This window comes from Kitasatospora sp. LaBMicrA B282 (assembly GCF_050325825.1).
Taxonomy (GTDB): Bacteria; Actinomycetota; Actinomycetes; order Streptomycetales; family Streptomycetaceae; genus Kitasatospora.
Genome location: NZ_JBNQTI010000106.1, coordinates 6,123 through 23,423, shown reverse-complemented (window position 1 = coordinate 23,423; position 17,301 = coordinate 6,123). Strand labels below are relative to the sequence as shown.

Below are 17,301 nucleotides of genomic sequence, written 5' to 3'. Positions count from 1 at the left end.
GGCCCGGACCGAGCGGGTGATGCGCTCGGGCCGGGCCCCGGTCGGGTGTGCAGGGAGTTACTCGGTGGGGCGGGCGGCGGAGACCGCGGCGCCCAGTGCCTCCTTGATCCGCGGGCCGAGCCGGGCGAAGCCCAGCTCCTTCATGGCGGCGCGGAGCAGCTCGTCGTCGCTGCGGGTGACGAAGTCGCTGTCGATCCAGCGGACCAGCGCCTCCAGCTCCTCGGCCGAGTACGCGGTGATCGGGCGACCGGCGGTGAGCTCGGGCCGCTTCGGACGCCGGGGGCGGCGAGCGGGCGCGGCGGCCTCGGCGGGGGCTTCGGTGGGCGCCTCGATGACCTCGGGCTCCTCCGCGGGGGCGGGGGTGGACTCGGCTTCGAGCACCGGTTCGGGCTCGGGCTCGGTGGCGGGCTCGGATTCGGGGGTGACGGGCTCGACGACCGGCTCGATCACGGCCTCGGGCTCGACGGCCGGCTCGGGCTCGGGGAGCTCGGTGACGGGCTCGGGGAGCTCGGTGACGGGCTCGGGGAGCTCGGCGGCCGGCTCGGCCTCGACCTCGGCCTCGACGGCGGGAGCGGCCTCGGCCACAGGGGCGGGCTCGACCTCGGCGGTCGGCTCGACGACCTCGACCTCGGCGACCGGGGCGGGCTCGGGCTCGACGATCGGCTCGACCTCGACCTCGGTGATCGGCTCGACCTCGGCCTCAGCCACGTCCTCGGCCTCAACCTCGACCTCAACCTCCGCGACCGGCTCCGCCCACCCCGTGAGGTCGGGCTCCGCGGCGGCCTGGGCCGGGACCGCGATGGTGGCCGGCGCCTCGACCTCGGCGACGTCCTCGGCCTCCGCGGCCTCGGCCACGTCCTCAGCCTCGGCCTCGAACCCGACCTCGGCCTCCGGGTCCGCCGCGACGTCCTCCGGCAGTTCCTCGTCCAGCAGGTGGTCGTAGGCGAGGCGGGCCCCCATGCGGTCCGCCCGGGCCTCGGTGAGTTCGGCCAGCAGTTCGGCCAGTTCCGGTGCCTGCTCCAGGCCGGCGCGCAGGGTGCGCAGCTCGGGGAGCCGGAACAGGGTGCCCTCGTCGGCGGCGAGGGCGTCCACCAGGTCCGCCAGCTCGGCGAACGGAAGCTCGATCAGGTCACGGTCGGCCAGCAGCCGCCCGAGCCCGCGCAGCGCGGCGACGAGGGTGTCGGCGGCCAGGCCGGTGCTCTCCAGCAGTTCGGCGTCGACCGGGCGGGCGGTGGTGCCGGGGGCCGGGGCGAGGGCCTGCCAGTCGGCGCGCTCGGCGGCGGCGGCGAGCAGCGCGGAGTGCAGCGCCTCGCGGCGCGGGCGGTCGGCGACGGCCAGCCGCTTGGCCTCGGCGCGCAGCTTGCGGCGGCGGCCCCAGGAGATCCGCAGCCCGCGCTCCTTGCGCCAGCTGCCACTGGCGGTGGCTGCGGCGAGCGCGTCCAGGTCGGCCTCGTAGGCGCCGCTGCGCAGCGTGGCCGCGGTCTCCCGGACCCGGCGGAGCAGGGCGACCAGGGTGAGCACCTCGGTCAGCGTGGTGGGCTCGCGCAGCGCGGCCTCGCCGGCCAGCAGGGCGGCGGCCTCGCGCAGCACGGTGAGGTCGCAGCCGCGGACCTCGGCCAGGACGGTGGAGGCGGCCCTGGCCTCCTCGGCGCCGGTCACGGTGGCGGCAGCCGCGTACCAGGCGTGGGTCTCGACGGAGAGGGTGAAACCGCCCAGCTCGGCGTACCGGAGCAGGTCCTCGCGGAGGTCCGGCGCGCGGTCGGCGGCAGGACCGGCCGAGCGGTCCTGCGGCGGTACATCGGCGTTCTGCACGGGAAGTACTGTCATTGAGAACCGTCCGGTTCGAGTGCGGGCAGACTGTCGGGCAAGACTGCGGCAGGTTGAGCGTGTAGGACGGCGGCCGGTGCGGGGTGGTGCTGGTCCCGCGCTCGGCGTCCGTGCTGGTAGGCCAGGATACGGGTGGGCGTTCGAGGCTTGCACGCACCCGGCCCCCGTGGCCGCGGCTGTGCCGCGACCGGTCGTCCGCATCCTGATTTTCTGATGATTCGTCAGCTCACGACTCGGTTTGTGTCCGATCCGTCAACAGCCGGGTGCCGGGCGGCAGCGCCCCGGCCCGGCCGGCCTCGGCGAGGTGCTCGAGCAGCACCCGGTGCAGCGCGGCGGCCGCGCGGCCCAGCGGCAGCTCCGCCCCGCGGGCCAGCGCGATCACCCGGCCGATGCCGGGAGCGGCGAACGGGGTGACGGCCAGTCCACTGCGCGCGGCGACCATGCCGGGCAGCACGGCCGGGCCGAGCCCGGCCCGGACGAAGCCGAGCACCGCGTCCATCTCGCCGCCCTCGACCGCGAACTCGGGCTCGAACCCGGCCGCCCGGCAGGCCGTCAGGGTGGCCTCGCGCAGGTCGTAGCCCTCGCGGAACATCACCAGCGGCCGGCCGCGCAGGTCCTCGATCCGGGCCCGGCGGCGGCGCGACGGGGTGGCCGAGACCAGCACCAGGTCCTCGTAGAGCAGCTCGGTGACCGCCAGTCCGGGCGCCGCGCCGGCCTGCGGTGTGATGATCAGCGCGAGGTCCAGCTCGCCGGCGGCCAGGGTGCGGACCAGGTCGCGCGAGCCGTCCTCGCGGACCAGCAGCTCGACGCCCGGGTACCGGGCCCGGTAGCTGCGCAGCACGTCGGGCACCAGGCTGGTGCACAGGCTCGGCGGCGCCCCCAGCCGGACCCGGCCGCGGCGCAGCTGCACGGTCTCCTGCACGGCGCGGCGGGCGCTCTCGGCGTCCGCCAGGATCCGCCTGGCCAGCGGCAGCAGCGCCTGCCCGGCATCGGTCAACGCGATGTGGCCGCGCGCCCGGTGGAACAGCTCGGCCCCCAACTCCCGCTCCAGTGACCGGATCTGCTGGGAGAGCGAGGGCTGGGCGACGTGCTCCCGCTCGGCGGCGCGGGTGAAGTGCCGGGTCTCGGCGACGGCGGTGAAGTAGCGGAGCTGCTGCAGTTGCACAGCAGCCAGCATAGGCAGTTCCTATCGTCACGAGCCGCAACCTGTCTTGGACGGATCACCGGCGCGCTTCCTACCGTTTCCCACATGGCAGTGACAACGGCATCCCGGCCGCGTCGAACCGCACGGGCCCAGGGCACCTTGGCCCTCCTCTGGCGGTCGAGCGTCGGCAAGAAGGCGGCCATGGCGGCCAGCGGCCTGGTGCTGCTGGGCTACCTGGTGCTCCACATGATCGGCAACCTGAAGATCTTCTTCGGGCCCGGCGAGCTGAACGGCTACGCGGCCTGGCTGCGCACCATCGGGCAGCCGTTCCTGGGCCACGCGTGGTTCCTCTGGATCGCCCGGACCACGTTGGTGGCCGCCGTCGTGGTGCACGGGGTGGCCGCCTACCAGCTGAGCCGGCGCGACCTGGCCGCCCGCCCCACCGGCTACCGGCACACCCGCGCCCGGCAGACGTACGCCACCCGCACCATGCGCTGGGGCGGGGTGATCCTGGCGCTCTTCGTCGTCTGGCACATCCTCGACCTGACCACGCTGACCGTGAACCCGGTCGCCGAGCCCGGCCACCCGTACCAGAACGTCGTCGGCGCCTTCCACACCTGGTACGACGGCGGCATCTACTGCGTGGCGATGCTGGCCCTCGGGCTGCACGTCCGGCACGGCTTCTGGAGCGCCGCGCAGACCCTGGGCCTGAACAACCCGCGCCGCGACCGGGCGCTGAAGTTCACCGCGAACCTGCTGGCGCTGCTGCTGACCGCCGGGTTCCTGTCCGTTCCGATCGCCGTGATGGCGGGAGTGGTCCGATGACCGAGTACGCGCACACCGAGCACCAGAACCGAACCGACTACGAGCAGTTCACCGTCGGCGCCCCGATCGCCGACGCCAAGGCCCCCGCCGGCCCGATCGCCGAGCGCTGGGACCGCCGCCGGTTCGAGGCCAGGCTGGTCAACCCGGCCAACCGCCGCGCCCGGACGGTGATCGTGGTGGGCACCGGCCTGGCCGGCGGCGCCGCCGGCGCCACGCTGGCCGAACAGGGCTACCGGGTGCTCCAGTTCTGCTTCCAGGACTCCCCCAGGCGCGCTCACTCGATCGCCGCGCAGGGCGGCATCAACGCGGCCAAGAACTACCGCAACGACGGCGACTCGATCCGCCGGCTCTTCTACGACACCGTCAAGGGCGGCGACTTCCGCGCCCGGGAGTCCAACGTGCACCGGCTGGCCCAGGTCTCGGTGGAGATCATCGACCAGTGCGTGGCGCAGGGCGTGCCGTTCGCCCGCGAGTACGGCGGTCTGCTGGACACCCGCTCGTTCGGCGGGGTCCAGGTCTCCCGCACCTTCTACGCCCGCGGCCAGACCGGACAGCAACTGCTGCTCGGCGCCTACCAGGCGCTGTCCCGGCAGATCGCGGCCGGCCAGGTGGAGATGCACCCGCGCACCGAGATGCTGGACCTGATCGTGATCGACGGTCGGGCCCGCGGGATCCTCGCCCGCGACCTGGTCACCGGCGAGCTGCGCACGTACCTCGCGGACGCCGTGGTGCTGGCCACCGGCGGCTACGGCAACGTCTTCCACCTGTCCACCAACGCCAAGAACTCCAACGCCACCGCGATCTGGCGGGCCCACCGGCGCGGCGCCCTCTTCGCCAACCCCTGCTTCACCCAGATCCACCCCACCTGCATCCCGCGCTCGGGCGAGCACCAGTCCAAGCTGACCCTGATGAGCGAGTCACTGCGCAACGACGGGCGGATCTGGGTGCCCAGCCGGGCCGGCGACACCCGGGCGCCGGAGCTGATCCCGCCCGAGGAGCGGGACTACTACCTGGAGCGGCTCTACCCGGCCTTCGGCAACCTGGTGCCGCGCGACATCGCCTCCCGGGCCGCGAAGAACGTCTGCGACGAGGGCCGCGGCGTCGGCCCCGGCGGCCAGGGCGTCTACCTGGACTTCGCCGACGCGATCGAGCGGCTCGGGCGGGCCGCGGTGGCGGCCAGGTACGGGAACCTCTTCGAGATGTACCAGCGGATCACCGCGGAGGACCCCTACCGGGTGCCGATGCGGATCTACCCGGCGATCCACTACACCATGGGCGGCCTCTGGGTCGACTACGACCTGCAGACCACCGTGCCGGGCCTGTTCGCGATCGGCGAGGCCAACTTCTCCGACCACGGCGCCAACCGGCTGGGCGCCAGCGCCCTGATGCAGGGCCTGGCCGACGGCTACTTCGTGCTGCCCGCCACGCTCGCCGACTACCTGGCCGGCGCCCCCGCCGACCCGGTGCCGGCCGACCACCCGCAGCTGGCCGCGGTGACCGCGCAGACCGGGGACCGGTTGAAGCGGCTGCTGGCCGTGGGCGGCGACCGCTCCCCCGAGTCCTTCCACCGGGAGCTCGGCAGCCTGCTCTGGGACGAGTGCGGGATGGCCCGGACGGCGGCCGGCCTGCGCCGGGCGCTGGCCGGGATCCCCCGGCTGCGCGCCGAGTTCTGGCGGCGGCTGCGGGTGCCCGGCACCGGCGCCGAGCTCAACCAGACGCTGGAGAAGGCCAACCGGCTGGTCGACTACTTCGAGCTGGCCGAGCTGATGTGCCTGGACGCGCTGCACCGCACCGAGTCCTGCGGCGGCCACTTCCGCACCGAGAGCCGGACCGAGAGCGGCGAAGCCGCCCGCAAGGACGAGGAGTTCGGCTACGTGGCCGCCTGGGAGTACACCGGCGCCGCCCCCGTGCTCCACCGCGAAGAGCTCACCTTCACCGAGGTCCACCCCACCCAGCGGAGCTACTCATGAACCTCACCCTGCGGGTCTGGCGGCAGGCCGGACCGGACGCACCCGGCGCGCTGACCACCTACCAGGTCACCGGGGCCAGTGCGGACATGTCCTTCCTGGAGCTGCTGGACACCCTCAACGAGCAGCTGATCGAGCGCGGCGAGGTGCCGATCGCCTTCGACCACGACTGCCGGGAGGGGATCTGCGGCGCCTGCGGCATGGTGATCAACGGGCAGGCGCACGGCCCCGAGCGCACCACCACCTGCCAGCTGCACCTGCGGCACTTCGCGGACGGCGACGTGATCGACGTGGAGCCGTGGCGCTCGGCGGCCTTCCCGGTGGTCAAGGACCTGGTGGTGGACCGCTCGGCGTTCGACCGGATCATCGGCTCCGGCGGGTACATCACCGCGCCCACCGGCAGCGCCCCCGAGGCGCACGCCACCCCGGTGCCCAAGGAGACCGCGGACCGGGCCTTCGAGCACGCCGAGTGCATCGGCTGCGGGGCCTGCGTGGCGGCCTGCCCCAACGGCTCGGCGATGCTCTTCACCGCGGCCAAGGTGGTGCACCTGAACGTGCTGCCGCAGGGCGCACCGGAGCGCGGCGGCCGGGTGCGCTCGATGGTGGCGGCGATGGACGCCGAGGGCTTCGGCGGCTGCACCAACACCGGCGAGTGCGCCACCGCCTGTCCCAAGGGCATCGGGCTGGACGCGATCGCCACGCTGAACCGGGAGTTCCTGGCGGCCGGCCGGCGCGGTGGTGGTGGGGTCGGACGGCCCTGATCCCCCGGGCACCTGACACACCCTAAGGTGTCTGTGCGCGAATTGCGGCAGGCGAAGGGGTGGATGGTGGCGAGGCGAGCGGGCAGCGGGGTCCTGACGGTCTGGGCGGAGCTGCAGCGGCAGGAGAAGCGGCGGCAGCAGGCCCAGCAGCGGGCCCAGGTGGCGGCGCAACGGCAGGCGGCACAGGCCGAACGGGCGGCCCAGCTGGCGGCGGTGCGCGACGAGCGGGCGGCCCAGCTGGCCTACCAGCAGGGCCGGGAGGCGGAGACCGCCGAGCTGACCGAGCAGTTGGACGCCCGGGTGGCCGAGCTGACCGGGGTGCTGCGGGCCGGCCTGGCCCAGCCGGCCTTCGAGCTGACCGCGCTGCTGACGCCGGCCCGGCAGCCGGCCCCCTTCAACCCGGGCCGGCTCGGCGTCCCGGTCCCGATGCCGGACCCGGCCCGCTACCAGGTGACCCTGGGCGGCGGCCGGGCCCAGTTCCGCAACTACGTGCAGCAGAAGACCCAGGCGCAGGCGCAGTACCAGCGCGACCTGCGGGAGGCGCAGGCCGCCGAGCGGGACCGGCAGGTGCAGCTGGCCGAGTACCAGCGCGGCTACCAGGAGTGGGTGGCCGAGCACCAGCGCCAGGACGCCGAGCGGATCGCCAACGCCCGGGAGCTGGCCGGGCGGCTGGCGCGCGGCGAGGACGAGGCGGTGCGCGAGTACTTCGGCGCGGTGCTGTACGGCGGAGCGCAGTGGCCGGCCGCCTTCCCGCACCGGCACACGCTGGCCTGGGACCCGACGCTGCGCCAGCTGCTGGTCGACTGGGAGCTGCCCGACGTCGAGGTGGTGCCCGAGCACGCCCGGGTGCGGTACGTGAAGGCCGACGACCGGCAGGTCCCGGTCGCCCGCCCGGCGGCCGAGCGCAGGCGGCTCTACCGCGAGGTGCTGGCGCAGAGCGCGCTGCGGGTGCTGGCCGAGCTGTTCCGGGCCGACCGGGAGCAGTTGGTCGACTCGGTGGCGCTCAACGGCCTGGTGCGGGGCACCGACCCGGCCACCGGGCGGGAGGCCGAGCGGGTGCTGGTGGCGGTGGCCGCCTCGCGAGCCGCGTTCGGCCGGATCGCGCTCTCCCGGGTGGCGCCGGTGGAGTGCCTGGAGGGCCTGGGCGGGCGGCTGTCCGCCCGGCCGGAGCGGCCGGCGGAGGTGCCGCCCGAGCGGCGGCCCGCGGACGTGGGGGCCCGGGTGCTGGAGCACGGCGACGACGACCCGGACCTCTACACCATGGACCCGATCGCCTTCGAGGACCTGATCGCGGAGCTGTTCCGGGCCCGCGGCTACCAGGTGCAGACGACGGCGCGCAGCGGGGACGAGGGGGTGGACGTGGTGGCCGTCGACCCGGACCCGGTGACCGGCGGCAAGATCGTGATCCAGGCCAAGCGCTACCGCTCGACCGTCTCCCCCACCGCCGTGCGGGACCTGGACAGCACCGTGCGCCACCACGGCGCGATCAAGGGCGTCCTGGTGACCACGGCGCACTTCGGGCGCGGCTCCTACGACTACATCCGCAACAAGCCGCTGTCGCTGGTGAACGGGCCGGAGCTGGTGGAGCTGCTGGCCGAGCAGGGGCTGCGCGGGCGGCTCGGCCCGGCCCCCGCCGGCCGGCCGGGCGGCGGGCCGCGCAACGTCGCGCTGCGCCTCGACTGGCAGGCCCGGGCCGCCGACGGCGGTGCCGCGGAGCTGGACGTCTCCGCCTTCCTCTGCGCGGGCGGCCGGGTGCTGGGCGACGAGCACTTCGTCTTCTTCAACAACCCCGCCGATCCGGCCGGCGCGGTCCGGTTGAGCCCGACCGGCACGGCCGGGCCGCTGCGCAGCGCGCTGCTGACGGTCGCGCTGGACCGGCTGGGGCCGGGGGTCGAGGAGGTGGTGCTCGCGGTCTCCACCGAGGAGGACCCCGGGCCGGCGCTGCCGCTGGACCGGCTGCGCGGGCTGGCGCTGCTGGTGACCGACGCCGACTCGCAGTTGGAGCTGCACCGCTGGGCCGGGGACACCGCCGGGCTCCCGGGGAGCGTGCTGGAGCTGGGCGCGCTGCGCCGCAGCGGCCCGGACGGGGAGTGGCGGTTCGAGCCGGCGGTGCACCCGGTGTCCGGCGGGCTGGCCGGCCTGGCCACCGGGCGCGGGGTGGACGTCGGCTGACCGGGGCGTGCCGGAGGGAGCTGACCGGGGCCTGCCGGAGGGCTCGGGACCGGACGGCGCGGGGCGGCCGTCCGGTTGCACCCGGCGGCGCATTTCCGGGGCACGTCATACCTGAGGAGGAGAGGCCGCCCCGCCGCCCCTCCGGCCGGGGCCCGGGCAACCGTTCGACGGAGCGACGGCGCGCGCCCGGGCGGCCACCAGGATGGAACGGAACCTGACACCCGCCCGTCCGTCCCCGGGAGCGCGCCGCCATGCCCACCACCCTGACCCGCACCGCAGCCGCCGCCGAGGCGGTCGAGCTGACCAAGGTCTACGGCTCCGGCGAGACCAGGGTGGTGGCGCTGGACCGGGTCAGCGTGACCTTCCGGCCCGGTGAGTTCACCGCGATCATGGGCCCGTCCGGCTCGGGCAAGTCGACCCTCATGCACTGCCTGGCCGGGCTGGACACCGCCACCTCGGGCTCGGCCCGGATCGGCGACACCGAGCTGGTCGGGCTGAACGACCGGGCGCTGACCCGGCTGCGCCGGGACCGGCTGGGCTTCGTCTTCCAGGCCTTCAACCTGCTGCCCACGCTGACCGCGGCGGAGAACATCACGCTGCCGATGGACATCGCCGGGCGCAAGGTGGACCAGGAGTGGCTGGATCGGGTGGTGGCCACCGTGGGCCTGGCCGGCCGGCTGCACCACCGCCCGGCCCAGCTCTCCGGCGGCCAGCAGCAGCGGGTGGCCTGCGCCCGGGCGCTGGCCGGCCGCCCGGCGATCGTCTTCGCCGACGAGCCGACCGGCAACCTGGACTCCCGGGCCGGCGCCGAGATCCTCGCCTTCCTGCAGAACTCGGTGCGCGAACTGGGCCAGACCGTGGTCATGGTGACCCACGACCCGGTGGCGGCCAGCTACGCGGACCGGGTGGTCTTCCTGGCCGACGGGCGGATCGTGGACGAGCTGTCGCTGCCCACCCCGGACACCGTGCTGGACCGGATGCGCCGCTTCGACGGCGCCGGCCGCACCAGCTGACCAACCGGCACGCCACCCAGAGAATCCCGGGGAAGACCGACCACCATGTACCGCACCGCCCTGCGCAACGTCCTGGCCCACAAGGCCCGGCTGCTGATGACCGTGCTCGCCGTGCTGCTCGGCACCGCCTTCGTGGCCGGCACCCTGGTCTTCACCGACACCCTCGGCAGCGCGCTCAAGTCGCAGAACGCCCGGAGCTTCACCGGCATCGCCGTCTCGGTCAGCGACGACGGCGCGGTCAGCAACGGCTACGCCCACGGCCTGCAGAAGGGCGTCACCGCCCACCTGACCGAGCAGACCCGGCAGGCGGTCGCCGCCCTGCCGGGGGCCGCCGAGGCCCGTGGCGTGGTCGGCGGGTTCGCCGGCATCGCCGACCGCCGGGGCAAGCTGATCGGCGACGGCTTCTCCACCACCGGCACCAACTACGTGCCCGGCCCGGACGGCGACGACAGCCGCTACCCGCTGGCCGCCGGCCGCGGCCCGGTGGGCTCCGGGGAGGTGGCGCTGGACACCAGGACCGCCGAGCGCGGCGGTTACCGGGTCGGCGACACCGTGCGGGTGGCCGTCAACGGGCCGGTGATGCAGCTGAAGCTGGTCGGCCTGCTGCACGTCAACGACCCGCGGGTGACCGCGGGCGGCTCGCTGGCCGCCTTCGACACCGCCACCGCCCAGCGGCTCTACCTGACCCCGGGGCAGTTCAACGAGCTCGACGTCGCCGCCAGGCCGGGCACCGACGACCAGGTGCTGCTCGGCCGGGTGCAGCAGGTGCTGCCGGCCGGCGGCGAGTTCACCGCGCAGACCGGGCGGCAGCTGCAGGCCCAGCAGGACCAGGCGATCACCGTCGCCACCCGCAGCCTGAGCTCCATGCTGCTGGTCTTCGCCGGCATCTCGCTCTTCGTCGGCATCTTCATCATCGCCAACACCTTCACCATGCTGGTCGCCCAGCGCACCCGGGAGCTGGCGCTGCTGCGGGCGATCGGCGCCAGCCGCAGGCAGATCACCCGCTCGGTGCTGGTCGAGGCGCTGCTGGTGGGCCTGTTCGCCTCGGTCGGCGGGCTGCTGGCCGGCACCGGCGTCGCGGCCGGGCTGCGCTGGGTGCTGAACGGCCCGGGGCAGGCCAACCTGCCCGACGGCCCGCTGATCGTCAGCCCGACCACGGTGCTGACCGCGCTCGCGGTCGGCGTGCTGGTCACCGTGCTGGCCGCCTGGCTGCCGGCCCGGCGGGCCGCCCGGATCGCCCCGGTGGCCGCGATGAGCAGCGTCGAACTGCCGGCCACCCAGAAGAGCCTGGTGATCCGCAACACCATCGGCGCGCTGATCGCCGCCGCCGGCACCGCCCTGCTGGTGCTGGGGTCGGGCAGCAAGAGCACCAACACGGTCGGCGCGGGCGCGGGCGTGCTGCTGGTCGGCGTCTTCGTCCTCACCCCGCTGCTCTCCCGCCCGCTGATCGCGCTGCTCGCGCCGGTCTTCCAGAAGCTCTACGGCAGCCCCGGCAAGCTGGCCCGGGAGAACGCGCTGCGCAACCCGCGCCGCACCGCCGCCACCGCCTCCGCGCTGACCATCGGGGTCACCCTGATCACCGCGCTCACCGTGGTCGGCGCCTCGGTCAACAAGGCCGTCGACCAGGCGGCCGGCACCGACCTGAAGGCCGACTACACCGTCGCCATGCAGAACTTCGCGCAGCTGGACGACCAGGTGGCGCCGCAGATCGCGGGCGCCCCCGGGGTGGCCGCGAGCAGCGTGCTGCGCCAGGTGCCGGTGCAGTCGGGCGACCAGACCCGCTGGATCGCCGGCGTGAACCCGGACAGCATCGGGCAGTTGGCCACCCTGACCCCGACCGCCGGGGCGGGCGACGCCCTGACGAAGGGTCAACTCCTGGTCACCCGGGGCTATGCGGACAGCGAGGCGGTCAAGGTCGGCGACACGCTGGCCGTGACCTACCCGGACGGCAGCAGCGCCAGCCTCACCGTCGGCGGTGTGGTGGCCGACAACTCGGTGCTCAGCGGCCTGATCGCGCCCGACGCGCTACTGGCCCCGCACAGCGCCGGCCAGGGCCCGGACAAGGTGCTGGTCAAGGGCGTGCACGGGGCCGACCCGGCGCTCAGGCAGGCGCTGCAGGACGCGACCGGCGGCAACCCGCTGATCGCGGTCAAGGGCCAGGACGACCTCAGGAAGGAGAACCGGCAGATGCTGAGCGCGGCCCTGAACATCATGTACGGCCTGCTCGGGATGTCCGTGGTGATCGCGGTGCTGGGCGTGGTCAACACGATGGCGATGTCGGTCTTCGAGCGGCGCCGGGAGATCGGGATGCTGCGCGCGGTCGGCCTGGACCGGCGCGGGGTGCGGCGGATGGTGCGGCTGGAGTCGCTGCTGATCGCGCTGCTCGGCGGGGTGCTCGGGGTGGGCCTCGGGGTGCTGACGGCGTGGGCCGGCAACCGGACCATCGCCGGCGACTTCAAGCAGCTGACCACGGTGGTGCCGCCGCTGCCGATGCTCGGTTTCGTCGCCGCCGCCGCGCTGGTGGGCCTGCTGGCCGCCGTCTGGCCGGCCCGGCGGGCGGCCCGGCTGGACGTGCTGGAGAGCATCAAGGCCGGCTGAAGCCGGGCCGGCCGTCTTAATGCGCTCCTGGCAACCCCCGGTGCTGACACTGGTTCGGACACTGTGCCAAGCTGCACTCCGATCGGGCCGGCACCGGACTGTGGGCGGACCCGACTTGAGGGGGAGCACGCAGATGGCTGCACCGAGCAGTCCCGCACGCCCGGCCGCCGCGCGGCCGGGCAGCACGACCGACGGACCGGACCCGCACGGCCCGGACCTGCACGACCCGAACCGGGCCGCTGCCGACCGGCCCGAAACCGACCGGCACGGCCCCGACCGGCCCGACCGCGAGCCGGACCGCCTGCGCTGGACGCTGGCCCTGGCCGCCACCGCCGGACTGGCGCTCGCAGCCCTGGTGCTGCGGCCCACCACCGGCCTGTTCCACGGCGGCGCGGCACCGCTCTCCGACCAGTTCGGGCTGCTGTTGCTGCTCTGCCTCGGCTGGCTGGTGCTGCTGGAACGCACCCTGCGGTACTACCGGGCCCAGGTCCGGCACCTGACCGACCTGCCGCTGCGCGCCGAACGGCTGAAGGACGCGGCGCTGCGCCTGCTGATCGCGGCGGCGCTGGGCCTGCCGGTGCTGCTGCTGGTGCTCCACAACGTCGACAACCGGGACCCCGGCCCGGCCCTGCCGCCTTTTGGGAGGCGGCCGCCCCTGCCCGTCGGGAAGCACAGCGCCCCGACACCCGTCCCGAGCGGCTACAACGGCAACCCAGGCCTGGTCCACCTGCTGCTGGAGATCGGCGTGGGCGGCCTGGTGCTGGGGCTGCTGGTGGCGGTGCTGCTGATCTGGCGCCGGCTGCGGCAGGTCACCGTGCCGCAGCTGACCCGGGTGCGCACCGCCGAGCGCGAACCGGACCTCGCCGAGGCGATCGGCTCGGCCCGCCGGGCCCTGCTGAGCGTCACCGACGCCCGCACCGCGGTGATCGACTGCTACGTGGCGATGGAGGACTCGCTGGCCGCCTCCGGTGTCGAGCGGCTGATCGCCGACAGCCCCACCGACCTGCTGGAGCGCGCGGTCGCCGGCGGCACCCTGCGCGGCGCGGACGCCCGCGACCTCACCGCGCTCTTCCACGAGGCGCGCTTCTCCCGCCACCCGATGGGCGAGGAGCACCTGCGCCGGGCCGAGGCCGCGCTGGACGCGATCGCCGCCCAGCTCGCCGAGCACGCGGCCGCGACCGCGGCGCCCGACCCGACCCGCGCGGGTGACCCGAACGGCTCCGCCGAGCCGCTGCTGCCCCCAGGAGCGAGCCGATGAACCGGGACGACCGCCTCTCCAGCTCCAACAACCCGATGCGCGCCGCCCGGCGCGGCGCCCGGGTGGACCGGATCAACCGCAGCATGGCGGACGTCCGGGCCGCCGACGCCCGCGCCGCCGCCCGCAGCGAGGCCCGGAGCGCTTCCGGCGCCGCGGAGCCCGTCGACTTCGGCTCGGTCCGGCACACCCTGGTGGTGCTCGGCCAACTGGTCCCGATCGCGCTGCTGCTGCTCGGCCTGGCCGCCGGCCTGCCCGGCCTGGGCCTCGGTGCGGTGCTGCTCGGCGGCGCCGCCCTGGTCACCGCCCGGTACGTGGTCGGCGCCGGCAGCGAGCCCCGCATCTGGCAGCCCCGGACCCGGCTGATGGGCAGCCAGACGCCGAGCCTGTCCGACTGGCGGTGGACCGTGCGCAACGGCCTCGACCCCGCCAACCCGCCGCACCCGCTGCGCGCCCGGCTGCGCCGCCTCTACGCCGCCAGGCTGGCCGAGCGGCACGGCGTCTCGCTGCGCGCCGAGCCGGCGCGGGCCGCCGCGCTGGTCGGCCCCGAGGTGTGGCCCTGGCTCGACCCCGCGCACCCGGAGGCGGGCGGCGCCCTGTCGCCCGAGGTGCTGACCCTGCTGATCGACCGGCTGGAAGCGCTCTGACCGGGCCGTGCCGCCCGGCCGACCGCTCCCCCAGCCCCGCCACGAACCCTTCATCCCTGTGAGGCCCCTGTGACCAGCCCTGCGACCAGCCCAGCCACGCCCGAGACCCTGACTCCGCAGCAGGCCGGCAAGCTCGCCCGGGAGGTGCTGACCGAGATCGAACGCGCCGTGGTCGGCAAGCCGGAGGCGCTGGAGCTGGTCATGCTCGGCGTGCTGGCCGGCGGTCACGTGCTGATCGAGGACCTGCCCGGCCTCGGCAAGACCCTGCTGGCCCGCTCCTTCGCCACCGCGCTCGGCCTGGACTTCCGGCGCATCCAGTTCACCCCCGACCTGCTGCCCTCCGACGTCTCCGGCGCGCCCTTCTACGACCAGCGCAGCGGCGAGATGGTCTTCCGTCCCGGCCCGCTCTTCACCCGGCTGCTGCTGGCCGACGAGATCAACCGCACCCCGCCCAAGACCCAGGCGGCACTGCTGGAGGCGATGGCCGAGTCCCAGGTGTCGGTCGACGGCACCACCCACCGGCTGCCCGACCCGTTCGTGGTGATCGCCACCGCCAACCCGATCGAGTACGAGGGCACCTACGCGCTGCCCGAGGCCCAGCTGGACCGCTTCCTGCTGCGGGTGCGGATGGGCTACCTGGCCACCGAGCTGGAGGCCCGGATGCTGCGGGCCCGGATCGACCGGGCGGCGCCCGAGGCGGTGCTGCAGCCGCTGGCCGACCCGGCCACGGTGCTCGCGATGCGGGACGCGCTGGAGCGGGTGGAGGTCTCCGACGACCTGGTCGGGTACGTGGTCGCGCTGATCGACGCGACCCGCTCGCACCCGCAGATCCAGGTCGGCGCCTCGCCGCGCGGCGGCCTCGCCCTGGTCCAGCTGGCCCGCGCCAAGGCGGTGCTGGACGGGCGCGACTTCGTGACCCCGGAGGACGTCAAGGCCGTTGCGGTCCCGGCGCTGGCCCACCGGGTCACCCTGAAGCCGGAGTTGTGGGTGCGCCAGGTCGACGCGGACCAGGTGCTGGCCGCGCTGGTGGCGCAGGTGCCCTCCCCGCGGACGGTGCCGGACCGGCCCCTCGAGGCGGCCGACGCCGCCACCGCCCGCTCATGAGCACCGCGTTGGCCGAGGACCGGGACGCGGCCGACCCGGCGTCCGGCCGCCGCCCGCTCGACGACGCCCTGCCGCCCCCGCCCGGCTGGCGGCCGAGCCGGAGCACGCTGCGGCTGCTCACCGTGGCCGTGGTGGCGGTGCTCGCCGCGCTGCTCACCGGCCGGCCCTGGCTGTTCGCGCTGGCGGCCGGCCCGGCGGTGCTGCTGACCATGGCCGCCCCCGGCCGCACCCGGCCGACCCGGATCGAGGCCGCCGCCGAGGTCAGCGCCCGCCGCTGCTTCGAGGGCGAGGCGCTGGCCGCCCGGATCCGGGTGCACCACGACGGCGGGATCGGCCTGCTCGACCCGGTGAGCACGCTCGGCCCGGGGATCGAGCTGACCGCCGAGCGGATCGGCCCGGACGCCCTGACGCTGACCCTGACCGCCACCCGTTGGGGCCGCTGGCGGATCGGCCACGTCGACCTGGACGTCTACGACAGCGGGCACCTGACCCGCCGCACGGTCCGGGTCGACCTCGGCGAGCTGGAGGTCTTCCCGGTCCCGGGCAGCAGCCGGCTGACCCCGATCCCGGTGCGGCTGCCGGAGCGGCTGGGCGAGCACACCACCCGCCAGCGCGGCGAGGGCGTCGAGGTCAACGGGGTGCGCCCGCACGTCTGGGGCGAGCGGCAGCGGCGGATCCACTGGCCGTCCACCACCCGGCGCGGCAGCATCCAGGTCAACCAGTTCAGCGCCGAACGGGCGGTCGACACGGTGCTGCTGCTGGACGCGCTCGGCGACTTCCGCGACCCGGTCACCGGCACCTCCTCGCTGGACGAGTCGCTGCGCGCCGCGGCCGGGCTGACCCGCGCCTACCTGCGCACCCACGACCGGATCGGCGTGGTCTCGATCGGCGGCACCACCCGCTGGCTGCGGGCCGGCACCGGCGAGGCGCACTTCTACCGGATCGTGCAGAGCGTGCTCGACGTGCGCCGCGACCTCGGCTACCAGACCCCCGACCTGCACCGACTGCCGCCGCCCGCGCTGCCGCCCGGCGCGCTGGTGTACGCCTTCACCCCGCTGGCCGACCAGCGGGTGCTCGACGTGCTGGGCGACCTGGCCGACCGCGGCAACCCGCTGGTCGTGGTGGAGGTGCCGACCGGTGACCCGGAGGTCGACGGGAGCGACGAGATCGGCCGGCTGGCGCTGCGGCTGTGGCGGGCCGACCGCGAGGCGATGCGGTTCGCACTGAGCGAGAAGGGCGTTCCGGTGGTCGCCCACACCCCCGGCGAGGCGCTGGACCTGGCGCTCGCCCCCCTGCTGCGCGGCCGGATCCACGGGAGGCACCGGTGACGGAGAACGGATCGACCCCCGCGGTTCGCCCCGGCGGGGCCGCCGTCGAGCACCTGGCCGGACGCTGCCTGGGTGCGGCGCTGCTGGTGGCGGCGGTGGAACCGGCGGGCTGGCACCCGGCGGCCTTCGGCGTGGCGCTGGCGGTGCTCGGCGCCGGCTTCGGCTGGTGGGCGGCGCCGCCGGTGGAGTTGGGGACGGACCTGCTGCCGCTGCGGTTCCACTGGCTGCGCCGGGCCTACCGGCACCGCAGCACGGTGCTCGCGGTGGCCGCGGTGCTGCTCGCCGCCTTCTCCCCGCAGCGGGCCTGGTCGGCGGTGGCGACCACCGCGCTGCTGCTCGGCTACCTGCTGTGGACCGAGGGCCGTGGCGAGGTGCCCCGGCCGGCCTCGCGGGCCGCGGTGGCCGCCGCCTTCGCGGCCGCCGCGCTGGTGCTGCTGGCGGCGGTGGCCCCCACCGACCGCTCGGACCTGGCCCGGCTGCTGGCGGCGCTGGGCGTGGCCGCGACGGCCGGGACGGTGGGGCTGACCCTGTACGAGCGGCGGGCCGCGGCGGAGTGACGGGGGGGGGGGGGGGGGGGGGGGTGGGGGGGCACCCCCCCCCCCCCCCCCCCCCCCCCCCCCCCCCCAGAACCCACAACACCCCCCCCACCCCCCCCCCCCC

The 17,301-nt window shown here is 75.4% G+C and carries 13 protein-coding genes; 11 read left to right on the top strand and 2 right to left on the bottom strand.

What is annotated here, in order from left to right; all coding sequences use genetic code 11:
• Positions 1 to 57: 57 nt before the first annotated feature.
• Positions 58 to 1,812, bottom strand: coding sequence for a hypothetical protein (locus tag ACQRUO_RS25780; RefSeq protein ID WP_428318443.1), 1,755 nt, complete (start codon positions 1,810 to 1,812; stop codon positions 58 to 60).
• A gap of 241 nt (positions 1,813 to 2,053) precedes the next feature.
• Positions 2,054 to 2,992, bottom strand: a complete 939-nt coding sequence (locus tag ACQRUO_RS25775; RefSeq protein ID WP_428318451.1) for a LysR family transcriptional regulator — start codon at positions 2,990 to 2,992, stop codon at positions 2,054 to 2,056.
• An 84-nt stretch (positions 2,993 to 3,076) separates the two neighbouring features.
• Here ACQRUO_RS25775 and ACQRUO_RS25770 point away from each other — a divergent pair, with 84 nt between their 5' ends.
• From ACQRUO_RS25770 to ACQRUO_RS25720, 11 genes are all read left to right on the top strand, one after another.
• Positions 3,077 to 3,796: a succinate dehydrogenase cytochrome b subunit gene (locus ACQRUO_RS25770; RefSeq protein ID WP_428318442.1), complete on the top strand. Its 720-nt coding sequence runs from the start codon at positions 3,077 to 3,079 to the stop codon at positions 3,794 to 3,796.
• Positions 3,793 to 5,766, top strand: a complete 1,974-nt coding sequence (locus ACQRUO_RS25765) for a fumarate reductase/succinate dehydrogenase flavoprotein subunit (protein WP_428318441.1) — start codon at positions 3,793 to 3,795, stop codon at positions 5,764 to 5,766. Before ACQRUO_RS25770 ends, ACQRUO_RS25765 begins: the two co-directional genes overlap by 4 nt.
• Positions 5,763 to 6,524 (top strand): succinate dehydrogenase/fumarate reductase iron-sulfur subunit, encoded by a 762-nt coding sequence (locus tag ACQRUO_RS25760; RefSeq protein ID WP_428318440.1) that lies wholly within the window; start codon positions 5,763 to 5,765, stop codon positions 6,522 to 6,524. Before ACQRUO_RS25765 ends, ACQRUO_RS25760 begins: the two co-directional genes overlap by 4 nt.
• A 66-nt stretch (positions 6,525 to 6,590) precedes the next feature.
• Positions 6,591 to 8,696 carry a restriction endonuclease gene (locus tag ACQRUO_RS25755; RefSeq protein WP_428318439.1) on the top strand — a complete coding sequence of 702 codons (2,106 nt, stop codon included), beginning with the start codon at positions 6,591 to 6,593 and terminating at the stop codon, positions 8,694 to 8,696.
• Positions 8,697 to 8,947: 251 nt separating this feature from the next.
• Positions 8,948 to 9,709: an ABC transporter ATP-binding protein gene (locus tag ACQRUO_RS25750; RefSeq protein ID WP_428318438.1), complete on the top strand. Its 762-nt coding sequence runs from the start codon at positions 8,948 to 8,950 to the stop codon at positions 9,707 to 9,709.
• Between the two features lie 45 nt (positions 9,710 to 9,754).
• On the top strand, positions 9,755 to 12,307 hold the full coding sequence (locus ACQRUO_RS25745) for an ABC transporter permease (protein ID WP_428318437.1): 2,553 nt from the start codon (positions 9,755 to 9,757) through the stop codon (positions 12,305 to 12,307).
• A 133-nt stretch (positions 12,308 to 12,440) separates the two neighbouring features.
• Entirely contained in the window at positions 12,441 to 13,565 is a 1,125-nt protein-coding gene (locus tag ACQRUO_RS25740) for a DUF4129 domain-containing protein (RefSeq protein ID WP_428318436.1), read from the top strand.
• Positions 13,562 to 14,209, top strand: coding sequence for a hypothetical protein (locus ACQRUO_RS25735; RefSeq protein ID WP_428318435.1), 648 nt, complete (start codon positions 13,562 to 13,564; stop codon positions 14,207 to 14,209). The genes ACQRUO_RS25740 and ACQRUO_RS25735 overlap by 4 nt, the downstream gene beginning before the upstream one ends.
• Positions 14,210 to 14,278: 69 nt before the next feature.
• The gene (locus tag ACQRUO_RS25730) at positions 14,279 to 15,313 is read left to right on the top strand and encodes an AAA family ATPase (RefSeq protein WP_428318434.1); all 1,035 of its coding nucleotides are present in this window, start codon (positions 14,279 to 14,281) and stop codon (positions 15,311 to 15,313) included.
• On the top strand, positions 15,310 to 16,641 hold the full coding sequence (locus ACQRUO_RS25725) for a DUF58 domain-containing protein (protein WP_428318433.1): 1,332 nt from the start codon (positions 15,310 to 15,312) through the stop codon (positions 16,639 to 16,641). Before ACQRUO_RS25730 ends, ACQRUO_RS25725 begins: the two co-directional genes overlap by 4 nt.
• Complete coding sequence (locus ACQRUO_RS25720; protein WP_428318432.1) at positions 16,638 to 17,198, top strand: hypothetical protein; 561 nt, start codon at positions 16,638 to 16,640, stop codon at positions 17,196 to 17,198. The genes ACQRUO_RS25725 and ACQRUO_RS25720 overlap by 4 nt, the downstream gene beginning before the upstream one ends.
• Positions 17,199 to 17,301: the final 103 nt, after the last annotated feature.

Bases quoted from the DNA above. Each gene is read 5' to 3' on its own strand.
- ACQRUO_RS25740 (WP_428318436.1), top strand. From the start codon at position 12,441: ATGGCTGCACCGAGCAGTCCCGCACGCCCGGCCGCCGCGCGGCCGGGC.
- ACQRUO_RS25745 (WP_428318437.1), top strand. From the start codon at position 9,755: ATGTACCGCACCGCCCTGCGCAACGTCCTGGCCCACAAGGCCCGGCTG.
- ACQRUO_RS25725 (WP_428318433.1), top strand. From the start codon at position 15,310: ATGAGCACCGCGTTGGCCGAGGACCGGGACGCGGCCGACCCGGCGTCC.
- ACQRUO_RS25735 (WP_428318435.1), top strand. From the start codon at position 13,562: ATGAACCGGGACGACCGCCTCTCCAGCTCCAACAACCCGATGCGCGCC.
- ACQRUO_RS25770 (WP_428318442.1), top strand. From the start codon at position 3,077: ATGGCAGTGACAACGGCATCCCGGCCGCGTCGAACCGCACGGGCCCAG.
- ACQRUO_RS25760 (WP_428318440.1), top strand. From the start codon at position 5,763: ATGAACCTCACCCTGCGGGTCTGGCGGCAGGCCGGACCGGACGCACCC.
- ACQRUO_RS25750 (WP_428318438.1), top strand. From the start codon at position 8,948: ATGCCCACCACCCTGACCCGCACCGCAGCCGCCGCCGAGGCGGTCGAG.
- ACQRUO_RS25765 (WP_428318441.1), top strand. From the start codon at position 3,793: ATGACCGAGTACGCGCACACCGAGCACCAGAACCGAACCGACTACGAG.